This window comes from Microcoleus sp. S13_C5 (assembly GCF_036700845.1).
Lineage (GTDB): Bacteria > Cyanobacteriota > Cyanobacteriia > Cyanobacteriales > Microcoleaceae > Microcoleus.
Genome location: NZ_JAUBPR010000007.1, coordinates 14,658 through 34,936 on the forward strand (window position 1 = coordinate 14,658; position 20,279 = coordinate 34,936).

General features: G+C 46.5%; 21 protein-coding genes. 12 read left to right on the forward strand and 9 right to left on the reverse strand.

The features are described 5' to 3' along the window. Window positions 1-10 precede the first annotated feature (10 nt). Window positions 11-1,291 carry a lipid-A-disaccharide synthase gene (locus QUA04_RS03535; RefSeq protein ID WP_333253820.1) on the forward strand — a complete coding sequence of 427 codons (1,281 nt, stop codon included), beginning with the start codon at window positions 11-13 and terminating at the stop codon, window positions 1,289-1,291. A 132-nt stretch (window positions 1,292-1,423) separates the two neighbouring features. Here QUA04_RS03535 and QUA04_RS03540 read toward each other — a convergent pair whose 3' ends face one another. Beyond that, a complete protein-coding gene (locus tag QUA04_RS03540) occupies window positions 1,424-1,594 on the reverse strand; it encodes a YqaE/Pmp3 family membrane protein (protein WP_333071975.1) in 171 nt (56 codons plus the stop codon). 39 nt (window positions 1,595-1,633) lie between these two features. Next, window positions 1,634-2,578: a fused MFS/spermidine synthase gene (locus tag QUA04_RS03545; RefSeq protein ID WP_333253822.1), complete on the reverse strand. Its 945-nt coding sequence runs from the start codon at window positions 2,576-2,578 to the stop codon at window positions 1,634-1,636. A 270-nt stretch (window positions 2,579-2,848) separates the two neighbouring features. Here QUA04_RS03545 and QUA04_RS03550 point away from each other — a divergent pair, with 270 nt between their 5' ends. The 3 genes from QUA04_RS03550 to priA all read left to right on the forward strand — a co-directional run bounded on the left by QUA04_RS03550 (window position 2,849) and on the right by priA (window position 6,904). Then, a complete protein-coding gene (locus QUA04_RS03550) occupies window positions 2,849-2,992 on the forward strand; it encodes a hypothetical protein (RefSeq protein WP_333253824.1) in 144 nt (47 codons plus the stop codon). A 200-nt stretch (window positions 2,993-3,192) separates the two neighbouring features. Next, complete coding sequence (locus QUA04_RS03555) at window positions 3,193-4,263, forward strand: ATP-binding protein (protein ID WP_333253826.1); 1,071 nt, start codon at window positions 3,193-3,195, stop codon at window positions 4,261-4,263. Window positions 4,264-4,342: 79 nt separating this feature from the next. After that, window positions 4,343-6,904: a primosomal protein N' gene (priA, locus tag QUA04_RS03560; protein WP_333253828.1), complete on the forward strand. Its 2,562-nt coding sequence runs from the start codon at window positions 4,343-4,345 to the stop codon at window positions 6,902-6,904. Between the two features lie 389 nt (window positions 6,905-7,293). Here the strand turns inward: priA and gltD are convergent, their stop codons facing one another. Continuing rightward, window positions 7,294-8,778: a glutamate synthase small subunit gene (gene gltD / locus QUA04_RS03565; protein WP_333253831.1), complete on the reverse strand. Its 1,485-nt coding sequence runs from the start codon at window positions 8,776-8,778 to the stop codon at window positions 7,294-7,296. Between the two features lie 517 nt (window positions 8,779-9,295). Here gltD and QUA04_RS03570 point away from each other — a divergent pair. The 5 genes from QUA04_RS03570 (at window position 9,296) to QUA04_RS03590 (ending at window position 14,238) form a co-directional block, all read left to right on the forward strand. Next, window positions 9,296-10,327 carry a sulfate/molybdate ABC transporter ATP-binding protein gene (locus tag QUA04_RS03570; protein ID WP_333253833.1) on the forward strand — a complete coding sequence of 344 codons (1,032 nt, stop codon included), beginning with the start codon at window positions 9,296-9,298 and terminating at the stop codon, window positions 10,325-10,327. 215 nt (window positions 10,328-10,542) lie between these two features. Next, window positions 10,543-12,489 carry an ATP-binding protein gene (locus QUA04_RS03575; protein WP_333253835.1) on the forward strand — a complete coding sequence of 649 codons (1,947 nt, stop codon included), beginning with the start codon at window positions 10,543-10,545 and terminating at the stop codon, window positions 12,487-12,489. A 156-nt stretch (window positions 12,490-12,645) separates the two neighbouring features. Further along, the gene (gene cysE, locus QUA04_RS03580) at window positions 12,646-13,377 is read left to right on the forward strand and encodes a serine O-acetyltransferase (protein ID WP_445242281.1); all 732 of its coding nucleotides are present in this window, start codon (window positions 12,646-12,648) and stop codon (window positions 13,375-13,377) included. 87 nt (window positions 13,378-13,464) lie between these two features. Continuing rightward, on the forward strand, window positions 13,465-14,049 hold the full coding sequence (locus tag QUA04_RS03585) for a Crp/Fnr family transcriptional regulator (RefSeq protein ID WP_333253842.1): 585 nt from the start codon (window positions 13,465-13,467) through the stop codon (window positions 14,047-14,049). A gap of 57 nt (window positions 14,050-14,106) precedes the next feature. After that, a complete protein-coding gene (locus QUA04_RS03590) occupies window positions 14,107-14,238 on the forward strand; it encodes a YeeE/YedE thiosulfate transporter family protein (RefSeq protein WP_333253844.1) in 132 nt (43 codons plus the stop codon). A gap of 81 nt (window positions 14,239-14,319) precedes the next feature. Here QUA04_RS03590 and QUA04_RS03595 read toward each other — a convergent pair whose 3' ends face one another. Further along, window positions 14,320-14,445, reverse strand: a complete 126-nt coding sequence (locus QUA04_RS03595; RefSeq protein ID WP_333253846.1) for a hypothetical protein — start codon at window positions 14,443-14,445, stop codon at window positions 14,320-14,322. A gap of 153 nt (window positions 14,446-14,598) precedes the next feature. Between QUA04_RS03595 and QUA04_RS03600 the strand changes: the two genes are divergently transcribed. After that, a complete protein-coding gene (locus QUA04_RS03600; protein ID WP_333253849.1) occupies window positions 14,599-15,723 on the forward strand; it encodes a sulfate ABC transporter substrate-binding protein in 1,125 nt (374 codons plus the stop codon). A gap of 220 nt (window positions 15,724-15,943) precedes the next feature. Here QUA04_RS03600 and QUA04_RS03605 read toward each other — a convergent pair whose 3' ends face one another. After that, window positions 15,944-16,177: a hypothetical protein gene (locus QUA04_RS03605; RefSeq protein WP_333253851.1), complete on the reverse strand. Its 234-nt coding sequence runs from the start codon at window positions 16,175-16,177 to the stop codon at window positions 15,944-15,946. A gap of 110 nt (window positions 16,178-16,287) precedes the next feature. On the opposite strand from QUA04_RS03605, the gene QUA04_RS03610 reads away from it, so the two are divergent. Beyond that, entirely contained in the window at window positions 16,288-16,725 is a 438-nt protein-coding gene (locus tag QUA04_RS03610; RefSeq protein WP_333045935.1) for an Rrf2 family transcriptional regulator, read from the forward strand. 18 nt (window positions 16,726-16,743) lie between these two features. After that, window positions 16,744-17,724, forward strand: a complete 981-nt coding sequence (gene cysK, locus QUA04_RS03615) for a cysteine synthase A (RefSeq protein WP_333253854.1) — start codon at window positions 16,744-16,746, stop codon at window positions 17,722-17,724. Window positions 17,725-17,799: 75 nt separating this feature from the next. Here the strand turns inward: cysK and QUA04_RS03620 are convergent, their stop codons facing one another. From QUA04_RS03620 to QUA04_RS03635, 4 genes are all read right to left on the reverse strand, one after another. Beyond that, window positions 17,800-18,594: a sulfite exporter TauE/SafE family protein gene (locus QUA04_RS03620; RefSeq protein ID WP_333253856.1), complete on the reverse strand. Its 795-nt coding sequence runs from the start codon at window positions 18,592-18,594 to the stop codon at window positions 17,800-17,802. 304 nt (window positions 18,595-18,898) lie between these two features. Further along, window positions 18,899-19,402, reverse strand: a complete 504-nt coding sequence (locus tag QUA04_RS03625) for a hypothetical protein (RefSeq protein WP_333253858.1) — start codon at window positions 19,400-19,402, stop codon at window positions 18,899-18,901. A gap of 173 nt (window positions 19,403-19,575) precedes the next feature. Then, window positions 19,576-19,812, reverse strand: a complete 237-nt coding sequence (locus tag QUA04_RS03630) for a hypothetical protein (protein ID WP_333253861.1) — start codon at window positions 19,810-19,812, stop codon at window positions 19,576-19,578. A gap of 19 nt (window positions 19,813-19,831) precedes the next feature. Beyond that, on the reverse strand, window positions 19,832-20,278 hold the full coding sequence (locus QUA04_RS03635; protein ID WP_333253863.1) for a DUF202 domain-containing protein: 447 nt from the start codon (window positions 20,276-20,278) through the stop codon (window positions 19,832-19,834). Window position 20,279: the final 1 nt, after the last annotated feature.

Below are 20,279 nucleotides of genomic sequence, written 5' to 3' on the forward strand. Positions count from 1 at the left end.
ATTAAATCCTATGACAGTCGATATTTTAATCCTCTCCAACGGCCCCGGAGAATTGGCAACTTGGGTGCGTCCCGCCGTGCAAGCTTTGCGCGAGCAATTGCGAAACGCGGGCACTCAAGCGCGAATCTCTGTGGTGCTGTCCCCCTGTCCGCACGCCACCGGGAAAGAAGCAGAAATAGCCTGTTCCTACCCAGAAGTTGACAGAGTGCAAGCACCGGAGCATTTTTTTCCATTCTTATTGTCGGGCAAAACTGCTGAAAATTGGGATTGGCACGAAACAGGAGTTGTTTTATTTTTAGGCGGCGATCAATTTTTTACAGTTGTGATTGGCAAAAGGCTAAAATATCGCACTGTTATTTATGCTGAATGGGACGCGCGGTGGTATCGCTGGATTGACAAATTTGCAGCGATGAAACCGGAAGTTTTTGCTAAAATTCCCGAAAAATATGCTAAGAAATTTACAGTTGTCGGAGATTTGATCGCCGAAGTAGGGAACGGGAAATCGGGCAGGGCGGGCACGGGGGCACCGCCCCTACGGAAAATAGAATTAATTGGATTGTTGCCCGGTTCTAAAGCCGCCAAATTAGCGTTAGGTGTACCGTTATGTTTGTCGATCGCCCAATCCATCCACCGCGTCCGTCCTCAAACTCGCTTTGTAATTCCCGTTGCTCCTAGCATAGATGTGCAAACTCTAGCACGTTTTGCCGACCCTGAACACAATCCTTGCCTGCATCTATTTGAAAACGCCAGCGCCGAACTTCATTTAACAGAAACGCCGTTTTTGCAGACAGCAAATAACTTGCAAGTAGAACTTTGGACGCAGACGCCCGCTTACGATTTGCTATCAGAATGCAGCCTGTGTTTAACTACTGTGGGAGCGAATACTGCCGAATTGGGTTCCTTAGCCGTACCGATGATTGTTTTGATTCCGACGCAGCAATTGGATGCGATGAAAGCTTGGGACGGATTGCCGGGATTACTGGCAAATTTGCCGTTAGTCGGTTCAGCTTTTGCGACGGTGATTAATTGGCTAATCTGGCGATTGGGGAAGGGAAAGCTTTATGCTTGGCCGAATATTTGGGCACAGGAAAAGATTGTGCCGGAGTTAATTGGGAAGCTGGAACCGGAAGTAATTGCCCAATTGGCGATCGACTATTTGAGCCATCCTGATAAATTAGCACAAATGGGCGATCGTTTGCGTGCGGTTCGAGGAGAATCGGGGGCGTCGAAAAAAATTGCTGAATTGGTTTGTGAAGAAATTGAGGTGCAATCTAAATCTAAGATGAATTAGATTTTTTTATTCTTAACCGCAGAGGAACGCGGATGAACGCAGGTTTAATCCAGATTAATTGGTGAAAACAGGCAAAAAAAAGTTTTTTTTCTCTTGCCTGTTTATTATCCCAAAACTCAATTTGCTTTCAAGTTAAGCTCGATCGTGCTTAGCAATCACCCAAACAGCGTGAATGATGCCGGGAATAAAGCCCAAAAACGTGAGAACCAGGTTGATCCAAAAATCAGTACCGATGCCGACAGTCAAAAATACGCCCAGCGGGGGAAGAAAAATGGCAGCGACTATGCGAATTAAATTGTTCATCTCAGTTACTCCAAACTACATTTCTCTTTCAATTTAACTTCACTGACCAACCGAACCTTTCCCGAAAAACTTAGGTGGTGCTGCCATAGTGTAAACTTCGGTTTCAGCGGCGATTACCTGCCGCAAGTGACCGGGAACTTGCATCAAACCCAACAGTGTAATTCCGTCTAACATCCGCAACCCGCCAGTTGTTTTCTCGGCGAGTAATTTGTCAGTAACTTCGGGTTCGGGCCGCGTATTTATTTCTTGATTAGAAGCTATCGCAAAACCCCAAGGAGCTCCATAAGTAGAAATAAAGCTGGTGCAGGATTGAACATTGGGGAAAACAGATTTCAGGGTATTTACAATGCGAGCGTGCATTTTCATTTCTGCTGGAGAAACTGGGCCCGCTTGGACTACGAAATATCCGTTAGGCGACATTACCTTGCGAACTTTCTCAAAATACTCTTTGGTAAATAACTGGAAAGATGGGCCTTCTTCAATGGGATCGGACAAGTCAGAAATGACAATATCCCAATCATTGTCAGTTTTATCTAAATAGTCCAAAGCATCGCCGATTACTACTTCGCAGCGGGGGTCGTCAAAGGCATTTTGGTGCATTTCGGGCAGGTGTTCGCGGCAAGCTTCTACTACTTCGCCGTCAATGTCGATCATCACGACTTTTTCAACGGTTTTCCAGCGCAGCACTTCTCTAATTGTAGCTCCTTCTCCGCCGCCGAGAACGAGGACTTTTTTGGGTGAACCGTGACAAATCATGGCTGGGTGCACCAGGGGTTCGTGGTACAGAAACTCGTCGCCTGTACAAGATTGCCATTTGCCGTCCAAAACTAAGCCTTTGCCGTAGGTACCGGTCTGAACTACGTACATTTCTTGATAGGCTGTTTTCTTGTAAGCGAGCACCGCGATGACGCCGTGAACGTAAATATCCCAAGGGGTAATGTACTCGCTCATCCAAAAGTCTGCACGAACTTCGCTACCTGACATCAATTACTCTCCAAATATAAACTGCTGTGTCGATGTTGTCACAAGTAGTAGTTATTAGCACACAATGGTGCGGGTGTGTGAGTACGATCGACACATTGCAGTGAGATTTCGGAGGAATGGTATAGTGTGATTGCGTTCTGGGATAGAGGCATGGCCTTGTTAGTTGAGATTGCTTGTGGGCGATGGGGCGCGCCGTCGATCGCACTTTTCCCGTCGTCCCCCGTCGATAGCACTCACATTTAATATTTTGGCCCGCAAAGTCGGCGGGTTTTGTACAGATATTGGCTGAATCGGGCAATTTTTCGCGCTGGGGCCCGCCTTTATAAGTTGGCGATCGCCCTGCTTATTTATCAAGAATCGGATGAAAAGCCCACAAATGCGAGTACGGGGAAGAAAAGTAGCGATCGGTTTTAACCAGATTTGTCATTAATATGTTGACATTTTGAATGTATCTTAGATAAGATTTTTAGATCTACCAAAATAAAGGAAGTGTTGAAATTTTCGGACAAAATTGGCTAGGCGATGTGCGCCGAGATTCTAACTAGGTAAAGTGTGCAACTAAATTTACTAATAAAACTGTTCTGACAATATTTTTAGGTTCAAAATAATAGCCGATGGAACCAACAGACTGGCACAACAGAATCAAAGACCTGGAAAAGGAAAATCGAATCCTGCGGGAAAAAGTCGAAAATTCGGAAACCGAACGCAGCCAATTACAAGCCCTTAATCAAAAAAAAGAATCTTTACTAAAAACACTCAGTGAGGAATTTAGAGATTCCGAAAATATTTTAAAAGCAAGAATCTATACACTGGAAAAAGCTCTGGAAAACCAGCAAACAACGCAGCTCAAATTGATCGAAGCTGAGAAAATGTCGGCTTTGGGCATTTTGGTAGCTGGTATTGCTCACGAAATTAACAATCCCGTTAACTTCATCTACGGCAATATTACCTATGTCAATGATTACGCTGGCGACCTTTTAAAATTGCTCGCAATGTACCAGGATCGGTATCCCGAAACAGATGTAGAGATTGAAAGTTTTATTGAAAAAATTGACCTCAACTTTCTGCGCGAAGATTTGTTGAAAACTCTTTCGTCAATGAAAGTTGGCTCGGAGCGCATCCGCGAAATTGTGTTGACTTTACGCAACTTTGCGCGGGTAGATGAAGGTGAAAAGAAACCAGTTAACATTCACGAAGGAATTGACAGCACATTGTTAATTTTGCAGCATCTAACCAAAGAGAAACCCGGTCATTCGGCTATAAAATTAATTAAAAACTATGGCTCTTTGCCCAAGGTAGAGTGTTATGCTGGACAATTAAATCAGGTGTTTATGAACATCATTAATAATGCTGTTGATGCCCTGCGGGAGCGAGAGCAAAAGTCTTCGCAGGAGGAGATAGAAGCCAACCCTATCCAGATGACAATTACTACTTCAATTATTTCCGAAAATTGGGCAAAAATTAGCATCAAAGATAACGGTGTGGGAATGAATGAATCTGTAAAAGCGAAAATTTTTGATCCGTTTTTCACCACCAAACAAGTTGGTCACGGGACGGGTTTGGGATTGTCAATTAGCTATCAGATTGTTGTGGACAAACACGGCGGGAGGTTGGAGTGCATATCCGCAATTGGAGAAGGGACTGAATTCGCGATCGAGATTCCGATCGCCAATTCCCGCAGCTAAGAGCGATCGATCGAGCTAAACTGAGGGATAATGAAAACTCCCTTTGACCGCGGCTCCTCCTAGTTTGATGTGCAACCCTATGTCTACTGTCACTTTTGGTTTGTCAACCCCTATAGCGGCAGAGGCCGGGGCATCCTACGGCAGCAGCGAACCGCCACAGCGCCACACCGTGCAAGCAGAGTGGATCGAGGTATTGGTGGACTCTCCTTTCAGGGTTGCGGGGGACTCCCCAGGGGAGGAAAATAAGTTATTTACCTATCGTTTACCTGCGGAACTTACCGTGCAACCAGGGGATATTTTGAGTGTACCCTTTGGCAGTCAACAGGTAGGGGCGATCGCGATTCGGTTCATTTCTCAACTGCCGCCCGACTTAGATCCGGCGCGGGTTAAAGATGTCGAAGATGTTGTCAGTACGGGATTTTTCCCGCCTAATTACTGGGAATTACTCGAACGCACCGCCACCTATTATTGCACACCTTTAATTCAAGTAATTAGAGCCTCCTTGCCGCCCGGTTTGTTAAGCCGTTCCGTGCGCCGAATTCGCTTAATTAAGGACGCAATTTCTCCGAATGCCGAAACATTTCTCAATCCCGCCGCCAGTCAAATTTTGCAATTGCTGCAAGCTCAAAAAAACGGCGATTACACTTGGCAATATCTCCAGCGCCAAGTTAAGGGAAGTTATCGGGGATTGAAAGATTTGTTGAAACGGGGTTGGGTAGAAAGTTATTTAGAACCTCCCCATCCTCCCAAACCACAACTCAAACCGGCAGTGACATTAATTGCTAGTGCATTTGTCACAGATTTAACCAAGCGGCAACAAGAAGTATTGGAAGTTTTGCGCCGGGGTGGCGGTGAAATGTGGATGAATGATTTACTGAGGATTTGCAGCGCAAGTTCTTCGGTTGTCAAAAAAATAGAAGAAAAAGGCTGTGTTGTTATCGATCAAAGGGAAGTGCTCAGGGGCGATCGCGGAATTTCTCAATTGCCAGATGCACCGAAGACTTTAACTCATTTTCAGGCTGAAGCCTTAGCGTTTATTAACTCTTTTTCGGGATTTCGTCAAGTGCTGCTGCACGGCGTTACAGGTTCCGGGAAAACCGAAGTGTATTTGCAGGCGATCGCCCCAATCTTAGCCAGCGGCAAATCCGCCCTCGTACTCGTTCCCGAAATCGGTTTGACACCACAACTTACCGATCGATTCCGAGCTCGTTTTGGCGAGCAAATTTGCGTGTACCACAGCGCCCTATCCGACGGCGAACGTTACGATACATGGCGTCAGATGCTGACTGGAACCCCGCAAATTGTCATCGGCACGCGATCGGCTATTTTTGCGCCTTTACCTCACCTCGGCTTAATTATCCTCGATGAAGAACACGACAGCAGCTTCAAACAAGACCAACCAGCGCCGTGCTACCACGCCCGCACCGTTGCCAAATGGCGCGCCGAATTAGAAAATTGTCCCTTAATTTTAGGTTCCGCAACGCCAGCATTAGAGACCTTGGTGGGGACGCGCCGAGATTATTACTCGTTACCAAATATCCATTATTTATCCTTGCCCGATCGCATTTATTCCCGCCCCATGCCGCCTGTGGAAATAGTGGATATGCGCCAAGAATTGCGGCAAGGAAACCGTTCAATTTTCAGTGCTTCCCTGCAAAACGCCCTAGAACAATTGCGAGCAAGACAACAGCAAGGTATCCTGTTTATTCACAGAAGAGGACACAGTACCTTTGTCTCTTGTCGGAGTTGCGGCTATGTGATGGAATGCCCGAACTGCGATGTTTCCCTGTCTTATCACCACGTCGGCGAAGGAACAGCAGAAATATTGCGCTGTCACTACTGCAACCACACGGAAAGACACCCTCAAAACTGCCCGGAATGCAGTTCTCCTTACTTCAAAAACTTTGGTAGTGGCACTCAGCGAGTAGAACAGGAATTAACGAGATTGTTTCCAGAATTGCGGGCAATTCGGTTTGACAGCGATACGACTAGAAAGAAGGGCGACCACCGCAGATTGTTAACGCAATTTGCCAATGGGGAAGCTGATATTTTGTTGGGTACGCAAATGCTGACGAAAGGGTTAGATTTAGCTGGAGTAACATTGGTGGGAGTTGTGTCTGCTGACGGGTTGCTAAACTTATCAGATTATCGGGCAAGCGAACGAGCTTTTCAAACATTAACTCAAGTCGCGGGTCGTGCGGGCAGAGGCGACGATCCGGGGCGGGTAATTATTCAAACTTACACTCCCGAACACCGGGTTATTCAAGCAGTTAGGCGGCACGAATATGCGGGTTTTGTGGAAACAGAATTAGCAGAAAGAGCGGCGCTGAATTATCCACCTTCGGGGCGGCTGGTATTGTTGCGATTGAGCAGTGTAGATGCGGCAGAAGTGGCGGTGACGGCGGTACAATTGGCGTCTGTTTGTCAGGAGTATATTGAGCGATTGTCTGTACCGGGCTGTGAGTTGTTGGGGCCTGCACCTGCGACGATTATGCGGGTGGCAAATCGCTATCGGTGGCAGATTTTGCTGAAGTTGCCTTTGGATGAGTCGGTGGATTTGTCGGATTTGATCGGATTGCGCGATCGTACGCCGCGTTCTGTTAGTTTAACTATTGATGTCGATCCGTTGAATTTTGGTTGATTGGTGGTGGAGAAATGCGATCGGGCACAGGAGAAGGCGGGCACGGGGGCACCGCCCCTACGATTATTTTGGGGTAGGGAAACGGCATTGCCGTGTCCTTTATCTGTCAACGGTAGGGAAACGGCACTGCCGTGTCCTTGATCCTGTCAACAAGCGCGTTAAACCCTCAGTCCGGCAGGGGTTTCAACCCCTGCCTCAAAGCGAAAGTCCTCTTAAGAGGACTGACAAAAAGAGTTGTAAACTGATTAGTCCTCTTCAGAGGACTTTCGCTATTAGACAGGGAATTCATTCCCTGGCGGACTGCCGGGTAGGCGGGAGGACTGGCGGACGAAAAGCTTAAGTTGACACTAATGGGCACGGCGCCGTGTCCGTACTGTAAATCCTAAAAACTAAGGCAAATCCGTGCTCCCCATCAGATAAAGGTCGCACTCCCGCGCCACGCCCCGCCCTTCATTAATCGCCCAAACCACCAAACTTTGTCCCCGGCGACAGTCACCAGCCGCGAAAACTCCCGGAATGCTGGTTGTATATTTTTCGTGCTCGGCTTTCACGTTGCTGCGGGCGTCGCGTTCCAATCCCAGGGCATCCAGCAAGGGCTGTTCCGGGCCGAGGAAGCCCATCGCTAGCAACACAAGCTGTGCCGGCAACACTTTTTCGGTGCCCGGGATGTGGTTCGGAATAAACTGTCCTTTTTCGTTTTTCGCCCACTCCACCTCAACGGTGTGCACGGCTTTGACATTGCCGTTTTCGTCGCCCTCAAACTTGGTCGCCGTCGTGAGATAGCCGCGGGGGTCGTCGCCGAATTTGGCTGCGGCTTCTTCTTGGCCGTAGTCGAGACGGTAGACTTTTGGCCATTCGGGCCAGGGATTGTTGGCCGCGCGTTCTGAGGGCGGTTTGGGCAGTATTTCTAGCTGTACGAGGCTTTTGCAGCCGTGGCGGATGGACGTGCCCACGCAGTCGGTGCCGGTGTCGCCACCGCCGATAATCACTATATCTTTGCCTTCGGCGGAGATGAAGTTATCGTTGGTGCTCTTGTCTAAAACTGCTTTGGTGTTGGCTGTCAGGAAGTCCATTGCGAAGTGGATGCCTTTCAATTCCCGGCCGGGGATGCCCAAGTCGCGGGGTTTGGTGGCGCCGGTACAGAGCACAACGGAGTCGTATTCTTTTAGCAGTTGTTCCGCTGGCAAGTCTTTGCCGACTTCGGTGTTGCAGACGAATGTCACGCCTTCGTCTTCGAGGACTTTCAGGCGGCGCATGACGACTTGTTCTTTGTCTAGCTTCATGTTGGGGATGCCATACATTAGCAGGCCGCCTGGTCGATCGGCTCTTTCGTATACAGTTACCCAATGACCGGCTTTGTTGAGTTGCGCGGCGGCGGACAAACCTGCGGGCCCGGAACCGATGACGGCGATTTTTTTGCCGGTGCGTTTGGCTGGCGGTTCGGCAGTAATCCAGCCTTCATCCCAGCCTTTATCGATAATTGCGGCTTCGATGTTTTTAATCGTGACCGGCGGGTTGTTGATGCCGAGCACGCAAGCGCCTTCGCAGGGTGCGGGACAGACGCGGCCGGTGAATTCCGGGAAGTTGTTCGTTTTGTGGAGTCTGTCTAGGGCTTCTTTCCAGAGTCCGCGATATACTAGGTCGTTCCATTCGGGGATGAGGTTGTTAATCGGGCAGCCGCTTGCCATGCCGCTGATGATTGTACCCGTGTGGCAAAACGGAATACCGCAATCCATGCAGCGCGCGCCTTGGGTGCGGAGTTTGTCCTCCTCCATCGGTAGGTGAAATTCGTCCCAGTTGTGGACTCTTTCGACTGGTGAGAGTTCGGAGGGCAATTCGCGCAAGAATTCGATAAAGCCTGTTGGTTTTCCCATAGTGGTGTTCTGGTTAGAATTTACTATTCTGGTAGTTTGTCAAAGCTGAAGCCTGTATGCTTATGAACTAACTATTGTCATATAAATTGTGGGCGATCGCACCTCAGATTGAGCAATTCCTACCTGAAATCTTCAATATCGCTGGGAGTCGGGGAATTGTCGCCAGCCGTAAAATATAGAGCTACAGTAAAGAAACGGGGTTTTTTACGGGGATTAAAGGTTTTAAAGGTTTTGATGCAGTATTTTCGTCCATCAAACCCGGTTTCTGCGTAATTTCAGCATCGCTTACTCTGGGACGATCGCATTTACCGCTACAGCCACATATCGAAACGCTCACGGGTTAACTCGGACGGCCCGCCAGCGTCAACTTTGAAGCGCCGTCTCCATCAGGAGGGCCTCGAAATACAATACAAAAAGTTACAGGTGTTGCAAAATATTCTTTTAAAGATATACTACTGTAAATCGGTCAGATAAGCGGAGTTAGCCAAGTTAACTCCGAAAATAGGTAAATAAACTCATGAGCATTACAATTCGGAACGTATCGAAACACTTCGGCTCCTTCCACGCAATTGACAACGTGAATTTGGAAATTAAAAAGGGTTCTTTAGTCGCGCTGTTGGGACCTTCCGGTTCCGGGAAATCGACTCTGCTGAGGATGATCGCGGGGCTAGAACCGCCGGACAGCGGTCAGATTTACCTGATCGGTGAAAATGCTACTCATCAGTCGGTGCAGGATAGGCATATCGGTTTTGTGTTTCAGCACTACGCTTTATTCAAACACATGAGTATTAGGAAAAATATAGCTTTTGCGATGGAGATTCGCAAAGTTCCTAAAGGCTCTATTAGCAGGCGGGTTGATGAACTTTTGGATTTAGTGCAGTTGACAGGTTTGGGCGATCGCTATCCTTCGCAACTTTCCGGCGGCCAGCGGCAGCGGGTTGCTTTGGCCAGAGCTCTAGCAGTTCAACCGAAAGTGCTGCTGCTAGACGAACCTTTTGGAGCATTAGATGCTAAAGTCCGCAAAGAATTGCGATCGTGGCTGCACAACCTTCACAAAGAAGTTAACATCACCACAGTTTTTGTGACTCACGACCAAGAAGAAGCTATGGAAGTAGCCGATGAAATTGTGGTGATGAACAAAGGTAGAGTCGAACAAGTTGGCACTCCTGCTGAAATTTATGACAAACCTGCATCAGCTTTTGTGATGAGTTTTATTGGGCCTGTCAATGTGCTGTCGAATACTGCGGGTTTGTTCGCCAGCAACGCCACAACGCCTCGCCATAATGGAGCCGCTCATTCGGACGTAGTGTTTTTGCGCCCCCACGACGTGGAAATTAAAACTAAACCGGAATCGGGTTTTTCATTAGCAAAAGTCAGTCGCATCATTCATTTAGGACGGGAAATACAAACCGAGTTAGTGTTAGAATCGCAGCAGGTAGTAACAGCTTACGTGAGTCGCGAGCGCTTCGATTCTCTACAGTTAACGCGAGATCAGCAGGTTTACGTCAAGCCCAAACACGCCATGACTTTTCCTGCTTATTCAATTTAAATCAGCGACTGCATCTTACGCAAAATACTATCCGGGATCTTCTACAAAACACTGCTCTCACATCGTTACCAGGCTCGTGCCTGGTAATGCTGTCTCGTGGCTCTAAATCGGAGGCAGAGCCTCCTGAAATTCATTCCCAGGCAGAGCCTGAGAACGAGAAAGAGCTTCCTCCTGAAATTTTGAGTGGGAACGATAAAAAAAGGTCAGCGAAGAATATGACTGCTAACAAATTCTTGAATTTAGCAACTAGCACTTTACTTAGTTATCGCCGTTACATCCAGGCAGGATTAACACTTTGTGCAGGATTGGGACTGTCTGCGATCGCCTCTTCAGTTGCGTACAATTGGGAATACAAATCCATGCAAGCCGAACTGCAAGATCGGCTGGACAAAATAGCTACAGACATTCAGAAAGATGTTAGCGGAAATTTAGAAATAATTCGGGCTGCGGGAGCATTCTACAGCGTATTTGACGGCGTTAAAAAACCAGAAATGAAGACATTTGTTGGTTCAGCCCTCTACCGCCATCCGAGCCTGAAGGCGATCGCTTGGCTGCCCGGTGTTTCTGACTCTCCGCAATTCCTAACAGAGGAAATAGATTTAGGTTTAAATTTAACTGCCAATCGGGTAGCGTTAGAAAATGCCACAAAAAGACAAGAAATTACCGCGACAGATCGCCAAAAATTGCCATCACAAAATCACCCCAGCGTCTTCGTCTTTCTGCCAATTTTTAGTCCAACTTATCCTGGCGATACCGCCGAATTGCCGCAAAATTTACTTTCTAGAAATACAGAAAACTTGAAAGGTTTTGCTTTCGGAATTTTGCTCGTTGATGCTATTGTTAAGTCGGCTTTACAGGAAACTCAACTCAATTTTGTTAATGTGTATCTTCAAGATGCTATGGCTCCTGAAGCAGAAAGATTTCTGGCGTTTTACGAAGCGAAGACAAAAAGGATAATTACCGACGAAAATATCAAAAATAAACTCCAGCTTGGGGAAAGAGCTTACTGCCCGGACGGCAGCAGTTGCACCCGCATTCTCAATATTGAAAATCGCAGGTGGTTGCTGCAACTACGGCTAACGCCAGAATACATTAATCCTCTAAGATTTTGGCGTTCTTTGACTGTTTTAATATTTGGGACAATCTTAAGTTGGGCGGCGGCACTTTATCTAATAAGCTTGTTGAATTATACCGACCGAATTGAAAAAGTAGCAGCAGAACGCACGGCTAAATCTCAACAGCTAGAGCAAACGTTGCAAGAGTTGCAGGAAACTCAAGCTCAACTGATTCAGCAGGAAAAAATGTCTAGTTTGGGTTTATTAGTTGCTGGTGTAGCCCACGAAGTTAACAATCCTATTAGTTTTATTTACGGCAATATCCACCACGCCAGCGCATATAGTAAGGATTTGTTGGAGTTGGTAAAACTCTACAAAAAATACTATTTATCCCCTCCCTCGGAAATTTCAAAGTATTTAGAAAATGTTGACTTTGACTTTCTCAGCAAAGATTTGCCGCAACTGCTGTCTTCGATGAAAATAGGAGCCGATCGCATAGTTCAAATTGTCCAATCTTTGCGGAATTTTTCTCGCTTAGATGAAAGCGAAATGAAACCTGTCAACATCCATGAAGGCATTGACAGCACTTTGCTAATTCTGCAAAGTCGCCTGAAAGCTACAGCCGATCGCCCGCCGATCGAGATTGTTAAAAACTACAGCCATTTACCTTTAGTAGAGTGCTATGCCGGACAATTAAATCAGGTGTTTATGAATATTCTGGCTAATGCGATCGACGCCCTGGAGAGTTACAACCTCGATCGCGGGCCCACAGTGGCGAAAGCTAATCCGATCGCGATCGCCATAACCACAGAATATTCGACGATCCCCGATAAAATAATTGTGCGGATATCTGACAACGGCCCCGGTATGGCAGAAAATGTCAAAAAACGGCTGTTCGACCCGTTCTTTACGACGAAACCAGCCGGAAAAGGGACGGGATTGGGACTGTCAATCAGCTATAAAATTGTCGTAGAAAAGCACAAGGGTACGCTGCGCTGCGATTCGACACCGGGATTGGGGACGGAATTTTTGATCGAGATTCCGCTCCGGCAAGAAGTCAGACAAGCTGTACCGTTTGTTTCCCGGAAAATATCGGAGGCAGCTTAGAAATGGCTGGGGAAGGAAAATTTTTTTCCCTTTAACTACTGTAATTCGGTCTGGTTATAGTATTATATGTAATAATGCCAAAACCAATACTGCTTTATGCAGCTTAAACCGTGGGCACTGCCGATACTGTATAACCCAAACACGGCGAGACTAAATATGTTCAGTGACTTGCAAATTATTTACGAACGCGACCCCGCGGCGCGCAACTGGCTGGAAGTATTATTTTGCTATCCCGGACTGCAAGCACTTTTTTTGCACCGGATAGCACACTGGCTTTATTCCGCTGGCCTGCCGTTTGTACCGCGCTTGATTTCCCAACTAAGTCGCTTTTTAACAGGTATTGAGATCCACCCAGGAGCGACAATTGGTAGGGGGGTGTTTATCGACCACGGCATGGGGGTGGTAATTGGCGAAACTGCGATCGTGGGAGATTATGCTGTAATTTATCAAGGAGCGACCATTGGCGGCACGGGTAAAGAAATAGGAAAACGGCATCCGACGCTGGGAGAAAATGTAGTGGTGGGAGCCGGTGCTAAAGTTTTAGGCAATATTCAAATTGGCAATAATGTTCGGATTGGTGCGGGTTCGGTAGTGCTACGGGATGTCCCTAGCGATTGCACAGTTGTGGGAATTCCCGGCCGCATCATCTCTCGGAAAAAGCAGGTGGAAGATGCCCAAAATTCTCAAGGCCTACCGGATTTGGAAGCTCAAGCTATTCGAGCTTTGTTCGATCGAATTAAGGATTTAGAAGAGCAGGTTAATTTTTTAAAATCTCAATCATATCCGCTCAAAACAACTCAATCAGAGCAAGCAGAGGTCGAAAAACATGAATTATTTATGTCTTCTGATTTATTCATTACACAGTTTTTAGACGGTGCCGGAATCTAGTAAAGCTTGAATTTATATAGATTTTTTCCAGCAACACTATCCTGCTGCCCTTGTACAGACTAACTTTGGTTCCTTAAGTAACTCGCTATGACTATTGCTTCTCTTTCCACTAAAACTTTTGATGAAACGAGCCGACATATATTTCCTCGCCGCTCGCACTTGCCCAACAGAAGCAATGCTCTGTGGCGAATTGAAAGTGGAGTAGTGCGAACTGTAACGTGGCTTGAAGATGGCACAATTATCACCTTGGGATTGTGGGGGCCTGGTGATACGATCGGCAAACCGATATCAAAATGCGATCCTTTTCAAATTGAATGCCTTACTAAAGTCGAGGCAATTTTACTATCGGGCGAGCGCTGGCTAAATAGAGATATTTTGCTCACTCACATTCAGCAGGCTGAAGACTTTATGGTAATGCGAGGTTACAAAAGAGTTGATTTTATGCTCTATCAACTATTAACTTGGCTGGCTAAGAGGTTTGGTTCTGAGGTAGAGCGAGGACATCTGATCGATATGATTTTAACGCATCAGGACATTGCAGAAATCATCGGTACAAGTCGCGTAACTGTCACTCGCACACTCGGTCATTTTGAGCAGCAAGGCTTGATCGATCGTCTGCCACTCCACCGGATTATTCTGCAACCTTCTGAGGTGTGGCACTACGAAATATAAAAGGTTATTAACTCTTAACAGTTAACTCTTAACCTTTTCAACTCCAGATATTTTCTCATGTTTCACAAAAAATTATATAGACTTTGTGAGGTATTTGTGATGGGCTATGGAGGGCTGCTAGCTTTTGGCTGCAATGTCGGCGCTTTTTTTAGCGGCATTGCTTCCATCAGTTTACACGGTTGGCTGTAGATTGCTGCTGATGAAGTGGGTAGTGTTGCGGGAATTATATTGCGATCGCTCCTCCGACTCCAGAATTAAGAAAGCAAAAAACTACTGTTTGCCTATAGACATTAAGTATTTAATCGTGTAGTCTGTTAAATTAGGTAGAGAGAGTTGGCGATCGCTACTTAAGTGCGAGGCCCAACTACGGGCAAAAAACTCTCTCAATAGTGTCATTGTTACCATTGGCCAAAATTAGTGCCATAGCGAAATCTTATAGATCTTCCTGGCAAATATAATCGGATTGCATTTGCACTGCTTGCCAGCGCATTACGTTAAGTTTTGCGCTCAATTCACCAGAAACTCAAACAACAAAAGGAACCCTCGTTAATGTGGTATCATCGTCGAAAAGATAGAATTTTGTTGCCATCGGGAAAAAAGAATGCTTCGGCAGGTTTTTCTCTAAAGTCAGCAAAGTTGCTGGAATCGTCCCTGTTCAAAGTTTTTACTTTCTTTTTTGCAGTAGGTTTAGGCTTGAGCTGGTTAATCCCTCAGCCTGCAATCAGCCAGGCAAAACCAAAAGATGTCGAACTTACCTTAGTTTCCTTTTCTGTTACCAAATCCGCCTACGAAAAGATTATTCCCGACTTTGTAGCCAAGTGGAAACGAGAAAACAACCAGAATGTCACTATCAGCCAAAGCTACGGCGGTTCAGGTTCTCAAACCCGTGCTGTGATTAGCGGTTTGGAAGCCGATGTTGTACACTTAGCCTTAGCTTATGATACCGATCGCATCCAAGAAGCCGGTCTAATTAAACAGGGTTGGGAACGAGAAGTGCCAAATAGCGGGATTGTGAGCAAATCAGTCGTAGCATTAGTAGCGCGGGCCGGAAATCCCAAAAAAATACAAGGCTGGGCCGATTTAGCCAAACCGGGTATCAAAGTAATTACTGCTAATCCCAAAACCTCTGGTGTCGCGCGCTGGAACTTCTTAGCTTTGTGGGGTTCGATAACTCGAAACGGAGGAAACGAACAAGCAGCCCGCACCTTTGTCAGCCAGGTTTATAAAAACGTGCCCGTGCTTCCCAAAGATGCCCGCGAAGCATCTGATACCTTCTACAAACAAAACCAAGGGGATGTGCTGATCAACTACGAAAATGAAGTTCTGTTGGCGAAACAGAAGGGCGAAGCTGAACCTTTCATCATCCCCCAAGTGAATATTTCCATTGACAACCCCGTGGCTGTAGTTGATAAATACGCAGCCAAACACGGAACTACTAAGGTGGCGGAAGCTTTTGTGAAATATCTTTACACGCCTGAAGCTCAGCGAGAATTTGCTAAAGTGGGTTTTCGACCTGTTAACTCCACGGTAGCCGGACAATTTAGCAGTCAGTTTCCCAGAATTGGTAAACTGTTTACAGTCAGTGATATGGGTGGCTGGAAGGGGGCGCAAAGCAAGTTCTTTGGTGACGGTGCAATCTTCGATCAAATTCAGAATGGTCTGGGCAACAGATAATTTGTATCGAATGTGCGTTAATTAAATTTTCTCATCGACTGGTCAATAAGTTCAAAAGCAAGTGCGATAATCGCCCTTGCTTTTCTGTTTATCCTGATTTCTTTCTTCTCACTGCCAACAGATGCGATATCTCGCACGTATTGACTGCCGCCAAGTAGGTGAGTATGAATAAACTTAACGATGACACAGCATATATCCGCCTACCTACTTAGCACTTACTTTAAGGCGGGGGTATTGCCTCTAAAATACTCGCTCCCTGCAAGATTTGAGAGTTTCTGGCTCTACCCCCTTCGGGGTGTTCCCAAGACGGTGCAAAGGGTGGAACCAAGAAGGAGCAAGCTTTCCACCCACCCTGTACACCCACGCCGAGCATCTGGCAGTTTCCGCCCCTGTGCCCGTGCTGCTCGTAATACCGACAGTGCCGACAGCTTAAACCTACATTTACGTTGCTCACGGGATTTCTCCAACCGTTTTTGTAATAAAAATATACTAACACCTGTACACCTACCGGAATTGTGTACTATGATATAATGTACAATTTAAACTCGATCGCCAGTGGGGAATGTGGAACTATCTTCTAGAGTACAATATGCCCTGTTAGCGCTCTTGGAACTGGCGAGCCACCACCCGAAGGATTCGCCCCTAACAGTAAGCGAACTTACTGCTTCTCAAGAGATACCGGAACGCTATTTAGACCAAATTCTTGCCGTGCTGCGGCGTGCAAGTATTGTCCAGAGTTTGCGGGGTGCTAAAGGCGGTTATTTGCTGGCGAAAGAGCCTTGGCAGATTACTTTGCTAGAGGTGTTTTCGACACTCGAAGGCGACGGCAGCGGCCCGACCCAAAAAGTTTCGGAATCTGTAACAATAGAAAAAACTGCGGTCCTAGAAATCTGGCAGGAAGCTCAACAGGCATCTTGGGCTGTTTTGGGGAAATACACATTACAAGATTTGTGCGAACAGCGGGATGTTCGCAAACAAGCACATCCCATGTACTACATTTAAAGGGAGAGAAATTAAGCCATGAGAATAGCTAAGGATGTTACAGGGATAATTGGCAGAACTCCTTTAGTTCAGCTCAATAAAATTCCTCAATCCGAAGGAGTAGTTGCTCAAATTGTGGCCAAATTGGAAGGGATGAATCCGGCTGCTTCGGTGAAAGATCGGATTGCAGCGAGCATGATTCAGGCGGCAGAAGAGGCGGGGTTAATTCAACCCGGAAAAACTATTTTAGTTGAACCGACTTCAGGCAATACTGGAATTGCTTTGGCAATGATCGCGGCGGCGAAAGGCTACAGTCTGATTTTAACAATGCCGGATACGATGAGTACGGAACGCCGATCGATGTTAAAAGCTTACGGAGCTCAGTTGGAATTAACTCCGGGACATGAAGGGATGTTAAGCGCGATCGCGCGTGCGGAAGAAATTGTAGAAGAAACCCCCGATGCTTTCATGCTGCAACAGTTTCGCAACCCCGCTAATCCAAAAATTCACCGTGAGACAACGGCCGAGGAAATTTGGGAAGATACAGAGGGTAAAGTAGATTTTTTAGTTGCTGGAGTTGGCACCGGCGGTACAATTACTGGAGTTGCTGAGGTAATTAAACAGCGCAAAGCGAGTTTTAGGACGATCGCAGTTGAACCAGCCACCAGCGCCGTGCTTTCTGGAGGTAAATCTGGTGCTCACAAAATTCAAGGAATTGGTGCAGGATTCATCCCGGAAGTGTTGAAACCAGAGTTAATTGATGAGGTGATCGCAGTTAGCGACGCAGATGCGATCGCCTACAGTCGCCGACTTGCCAGAGAAGAAGGATTGTTGTCAGGAATTTCAGCAGGCGCCGCTTTGTTTGCCGCAATTCAAATCGGCAAGCGTCCCGAAAATGCTGGAAAATTGATAGTTTTTGTCCAGCCTTCTTATGGCGAACGCTACCTCAGTACAGCCTTGTTCAAAGATTTAGAATTGCCGACGATCCGCGAACTCGAATCATTAGTCAGCAATTATTAAATTGTAGGTTGGGCGATCGCCCCGTGGTTGCCCCTTGCCAATTTGGGGTAGGCACCGGGCGATCGCCTCTATTTTTCAGACTTGATACAACTTCCAACTAGCCATCGCCAACATTCCGTAAATCACAAACTTAAGCGGGCGTTGAGGCATAATTTGGCAGAATTTAGCACCTACCAAAACTCCCGGCACCGAACCCAACCAAATCGGCAAAACTAAACTCCAGTCTACTGTTCCGAGGCTGAGGTGTCCCAGAGATGTAAACATCAACAAAATTGCCGCCTGCGAAATATCTGTACCCACCAATTTAGAAGTATCCAGGCGGAAAAAAGCAATCAGCAACAGTGCAAACATCGAACCGGAAGACACGCTAGTGATTCCCACTATGCAGCCTAAAATTGCTGCCGCACTCACAGTACAAATACGGCCATAATTAGTATTTAAGTCCCATTTAGGGGGCGATGGAAATTTAAATTTAGGGAAAAATGTTTTGACCACTAATTGCGTCAGGGATAAAGCGACAATTAGTGCGATCCCTACTCCGAGAACGCGCAGCAATATGCTGTCTAAGTCCTGACTTTCGCTGGATTTGATGCAGTGTAAAATCCACACGCCAGTCAGCGAACCGGGCACGCTGCCCAAAGCCAGCCACTTAACTATTTGCAAGTCGAGGGTCTTTTGCTGCCAGTGTTTGAAGCCCCCAACAACTTTCATCAGTGTGGCAGCTACAACATCAGAACTAATAGCAATTGATGCTGGAATTTGGAACACAAAAATTAACATTGGGGTGATGAGCGACGCTCCGCCAACTCCGGTCAAACCAACGATAATGCCCACAAAAAAGCTGAGAGAGGATAGTAATAAGTAGTTCACTGTTATGCCCAAAAACTGTGTATTTAAGCGCGGCCAACCCACAAATAGATAACTTGGGCGGCTCCTGCAACACAGCTACACAGGCTAAATCTCACTTGCATTTCAATATTTTTTACCAAAAATTTGTCTCTTCAAGGCTGTAGAGTTGCCGCGTTTTCTGCAACAATATTCTTGGTAAAAGTAAGTAAATGCAAATAAACAAAACTACAGAAATTGTAGTGTAAAAGCTCCCTGATTTTCTTAAATGTACCTGTGTAACTGATTAAAAACCCTGGATTGATTTGTGTGCTTTATATTCTGCCTTCTACCTTGAAGTGACGCTCGTCACAGGTAAAGCAGAGCTGAGGTTAACCGGCTCTTGGCCGGAAAAGAAATCGGGAGTATCGAGAACATTAAAATGAATTAATGCCACAATGACAACAGTGAAGACAGTTGAGGAAACTAAACCCGTCAATAACTCTTTTTTGAGGTTTTTTTCCTTGGGTTTGTCTGTAAAAACATCTAAAGTTCCTAGCTGCATCAACAGAATTCCCACAATATTGGAAAGCCAGTAGCCGACAATTGTGCAAGGAAACAATAAATCTGGGGAAAGCCAACTAAAGATATACCCAAAGGCGTAGGCAATTGGCAGATTGAAAAATATGTCGTTCCACCAACACAGCGGTGATAGCAAATATCCAATTGCCAGAAGCAAGCCGCCTCGGATCTTTTTAAACCAGACTTCGTTAAAGCCCTTAGCTTCTGGCAACTGTTGGGTGAGTTGTCCTGCAAGCTGGTACTCTTCAATGACTTTTTTAGCGTTTTCCACGTTAATAGCTCATTACTCGATCGACTTACCGTAGTTTAACAGCCCAAATCGTTTATGTCTAGTAAGTCAATCTAGTTACCGTATTTTGTGGACTCGGCTAAATATACTTTGTTTCCGGTACCAAACTATCTATCCGGGAGAGGTTGTTGAGAATGCTGGCTGATGCTAATTTTTTATGCGCCGATCGAGAAATTGAAAGTTTCAGGCAAATGCTTGACAGTTTGCAAAAGATATGCAGTGTCGATGCCCCAGTAATATTGCAGGTAAACAAGCAAAAGCCCGATCGCGACTGTCACGCCGAGCAATTTAGGGACTATTTTCGCGACCGTCTCCAGCACTACGAATGCGGCCCAGATAGCCGCACCTAAGATGAGAATGGAAGCGATCGTGGCAACTGTATCGCTGTTCATGGTTAACTCCTGTTCGCAATCAATCGGGTATTACAAGACTACTTGGGCCCAGGGCGGCTGCCAAAATCGAATAAATTACTCCAATCCCCAATAAGCCCACAGCAAAACTGAAAAATAAAACCATGGCGTCTGGGGGATTGTAGGTATCGTGGTCAATTTGGTGGCGAACGGTGAAGTAGTGCTTAGTTGAGATTAAGACTGTCGCCCAACCTATTAGAGAGAAGATTAAACCCAACTTCCACCCCATCGCCTGGCGGTAATGTACGGGCATTTGCACGACGCGAAGTCGGATGATGACGACGCCAAAACCCATCAGGGCGATCGCGGCCCGCATCCATGCTAAGAAGGTGCGCTCATTTGCCGATCGATCGATCGCCCGCGACAGATTTTGCTGCTTTGGTTTCTCATCATCTACTTGCATCGGTTGGAACGATAATTGCACGCGATCGAACTCTTTAATATTCATA

What these genes read in the sequence shown, in the direction of transcription:
- QUA04_RS03630 (WP_333253861.1), bottom strand. Translation starts at nt 19,812, where the DNA reads ATGAACAGCGATACAGTTGCCACGATCGCTTCCATTCTCATCTTAGGT.
- QUA04_RS03540 (WP_333071975.1), bottom strand. Translation starts at nt 1,594, where the DNA reads ATGAACAATTTAATTCGCATAGTCGCTGCCATTTTTCTTCCCCCGCTG.
- QUA04_RS03600 (WP_333253849.1), top strand. Translation starts at nt 14,599, where the DNA reads ATGTGGTATCATCGTCGAAAAGATAGAATTTTGTTGCCATCGGGAAAA.
- gltD (WP_333253831.1), bottom strand. Translation starts at nt 8,778, where the DNA reads ATGGGAAAACCAACAGGCTTTATCGAATTCTTGCGCGAATTGCCCTCC.
- QUA04_RS03635 (WP_333253863.1), bottom strand. Translation starts at nt 20,278, where the DNA reads ATGAATATTAAAGAGTTCGATCGCGTGCAATTATCGTTCCAACCGATG.
- QUA04_RS03535 (WP_333253820.1), top strand. Translation starts at nt 11, where the DNA reads ATGACAGTCGATATTTTAATCCTCTCCAACGGCCCCGGAGAATTGGCA.
- QUA04_RS03590 (WP_333253844.1), top strand. Translation starts at nt 14,107, where the DNA reads ATGTTTCACAAAAAATTATATAGACTTTGTGAGGTATTTGTGATGGGC.
- QUA04_RS03575 (WP_333253835.1), top strand. Translation starts at nt 10,543, where the DNA reads ATGACTGCTAACAAATTCTTGAATTTAGCAACTAGCACTTTACTTAGT.
- QUA04_RS03555 (WP_333253826.1), top strand. Translation starts at nt 3,193, where the DNA reads ATGGAACCAACAGACTGGCACAACAGAATCAAAGACCTGGAAAAGGAA.
- QUA04_RS03595 (WP_333253846.1), bottom strand. Translation starts at nt 14,445, where the DNA reads ATGACACTATTGAGAGAGTTTTTTGCCCGTAGTTGGGCCTCGCACTTA.
- cysE (WP_445242281.1), top strand. Translation starts at nt 12,646, where the DNA reads ATGTTCAGTGACTTGCAAATTATTTACGAACGCGACCCCGCGGCGCGC.
- QUA04_RS03570 (WP_333253833.1), top strand. Translation starts at nt 9,296, where the DNA reads ATGAGCATTACAATTCGGAACGTATCGAAACACTTCGGCTCCTTCCAC.
- priA (WP_333253828.1), top strand. Translation starts at nt 4,343, where the DNA reads ATGTCTACTGTCACTTTTGGTTTGTCAACCCCTATAGCGGCAGAGGCC.
- QUA04_RS03545 (WP_333253822.1), bottom strand. Translation starts at nt 2,578, where the DNA reads ATGTCAGGTAGCGAAGTTCGTGCAGACTTTTGGATGAGCGAGTACATT.
- cysK (WP_333253854.1), top strand. Translation starts at nt 16,744, where the DNA reads ATGAGAATAGCTAAGGATGTTACAGGGATAATTGGCAGAACTCCTTTA.
- QUA04_RS03585 (WP_333253842.1), top strand. Translation starts at nt 13,465, where the DNA reads ATGACTATTGCTTCTCTTTCCACTAAAACTTTTGATGAAACGAGCCGA.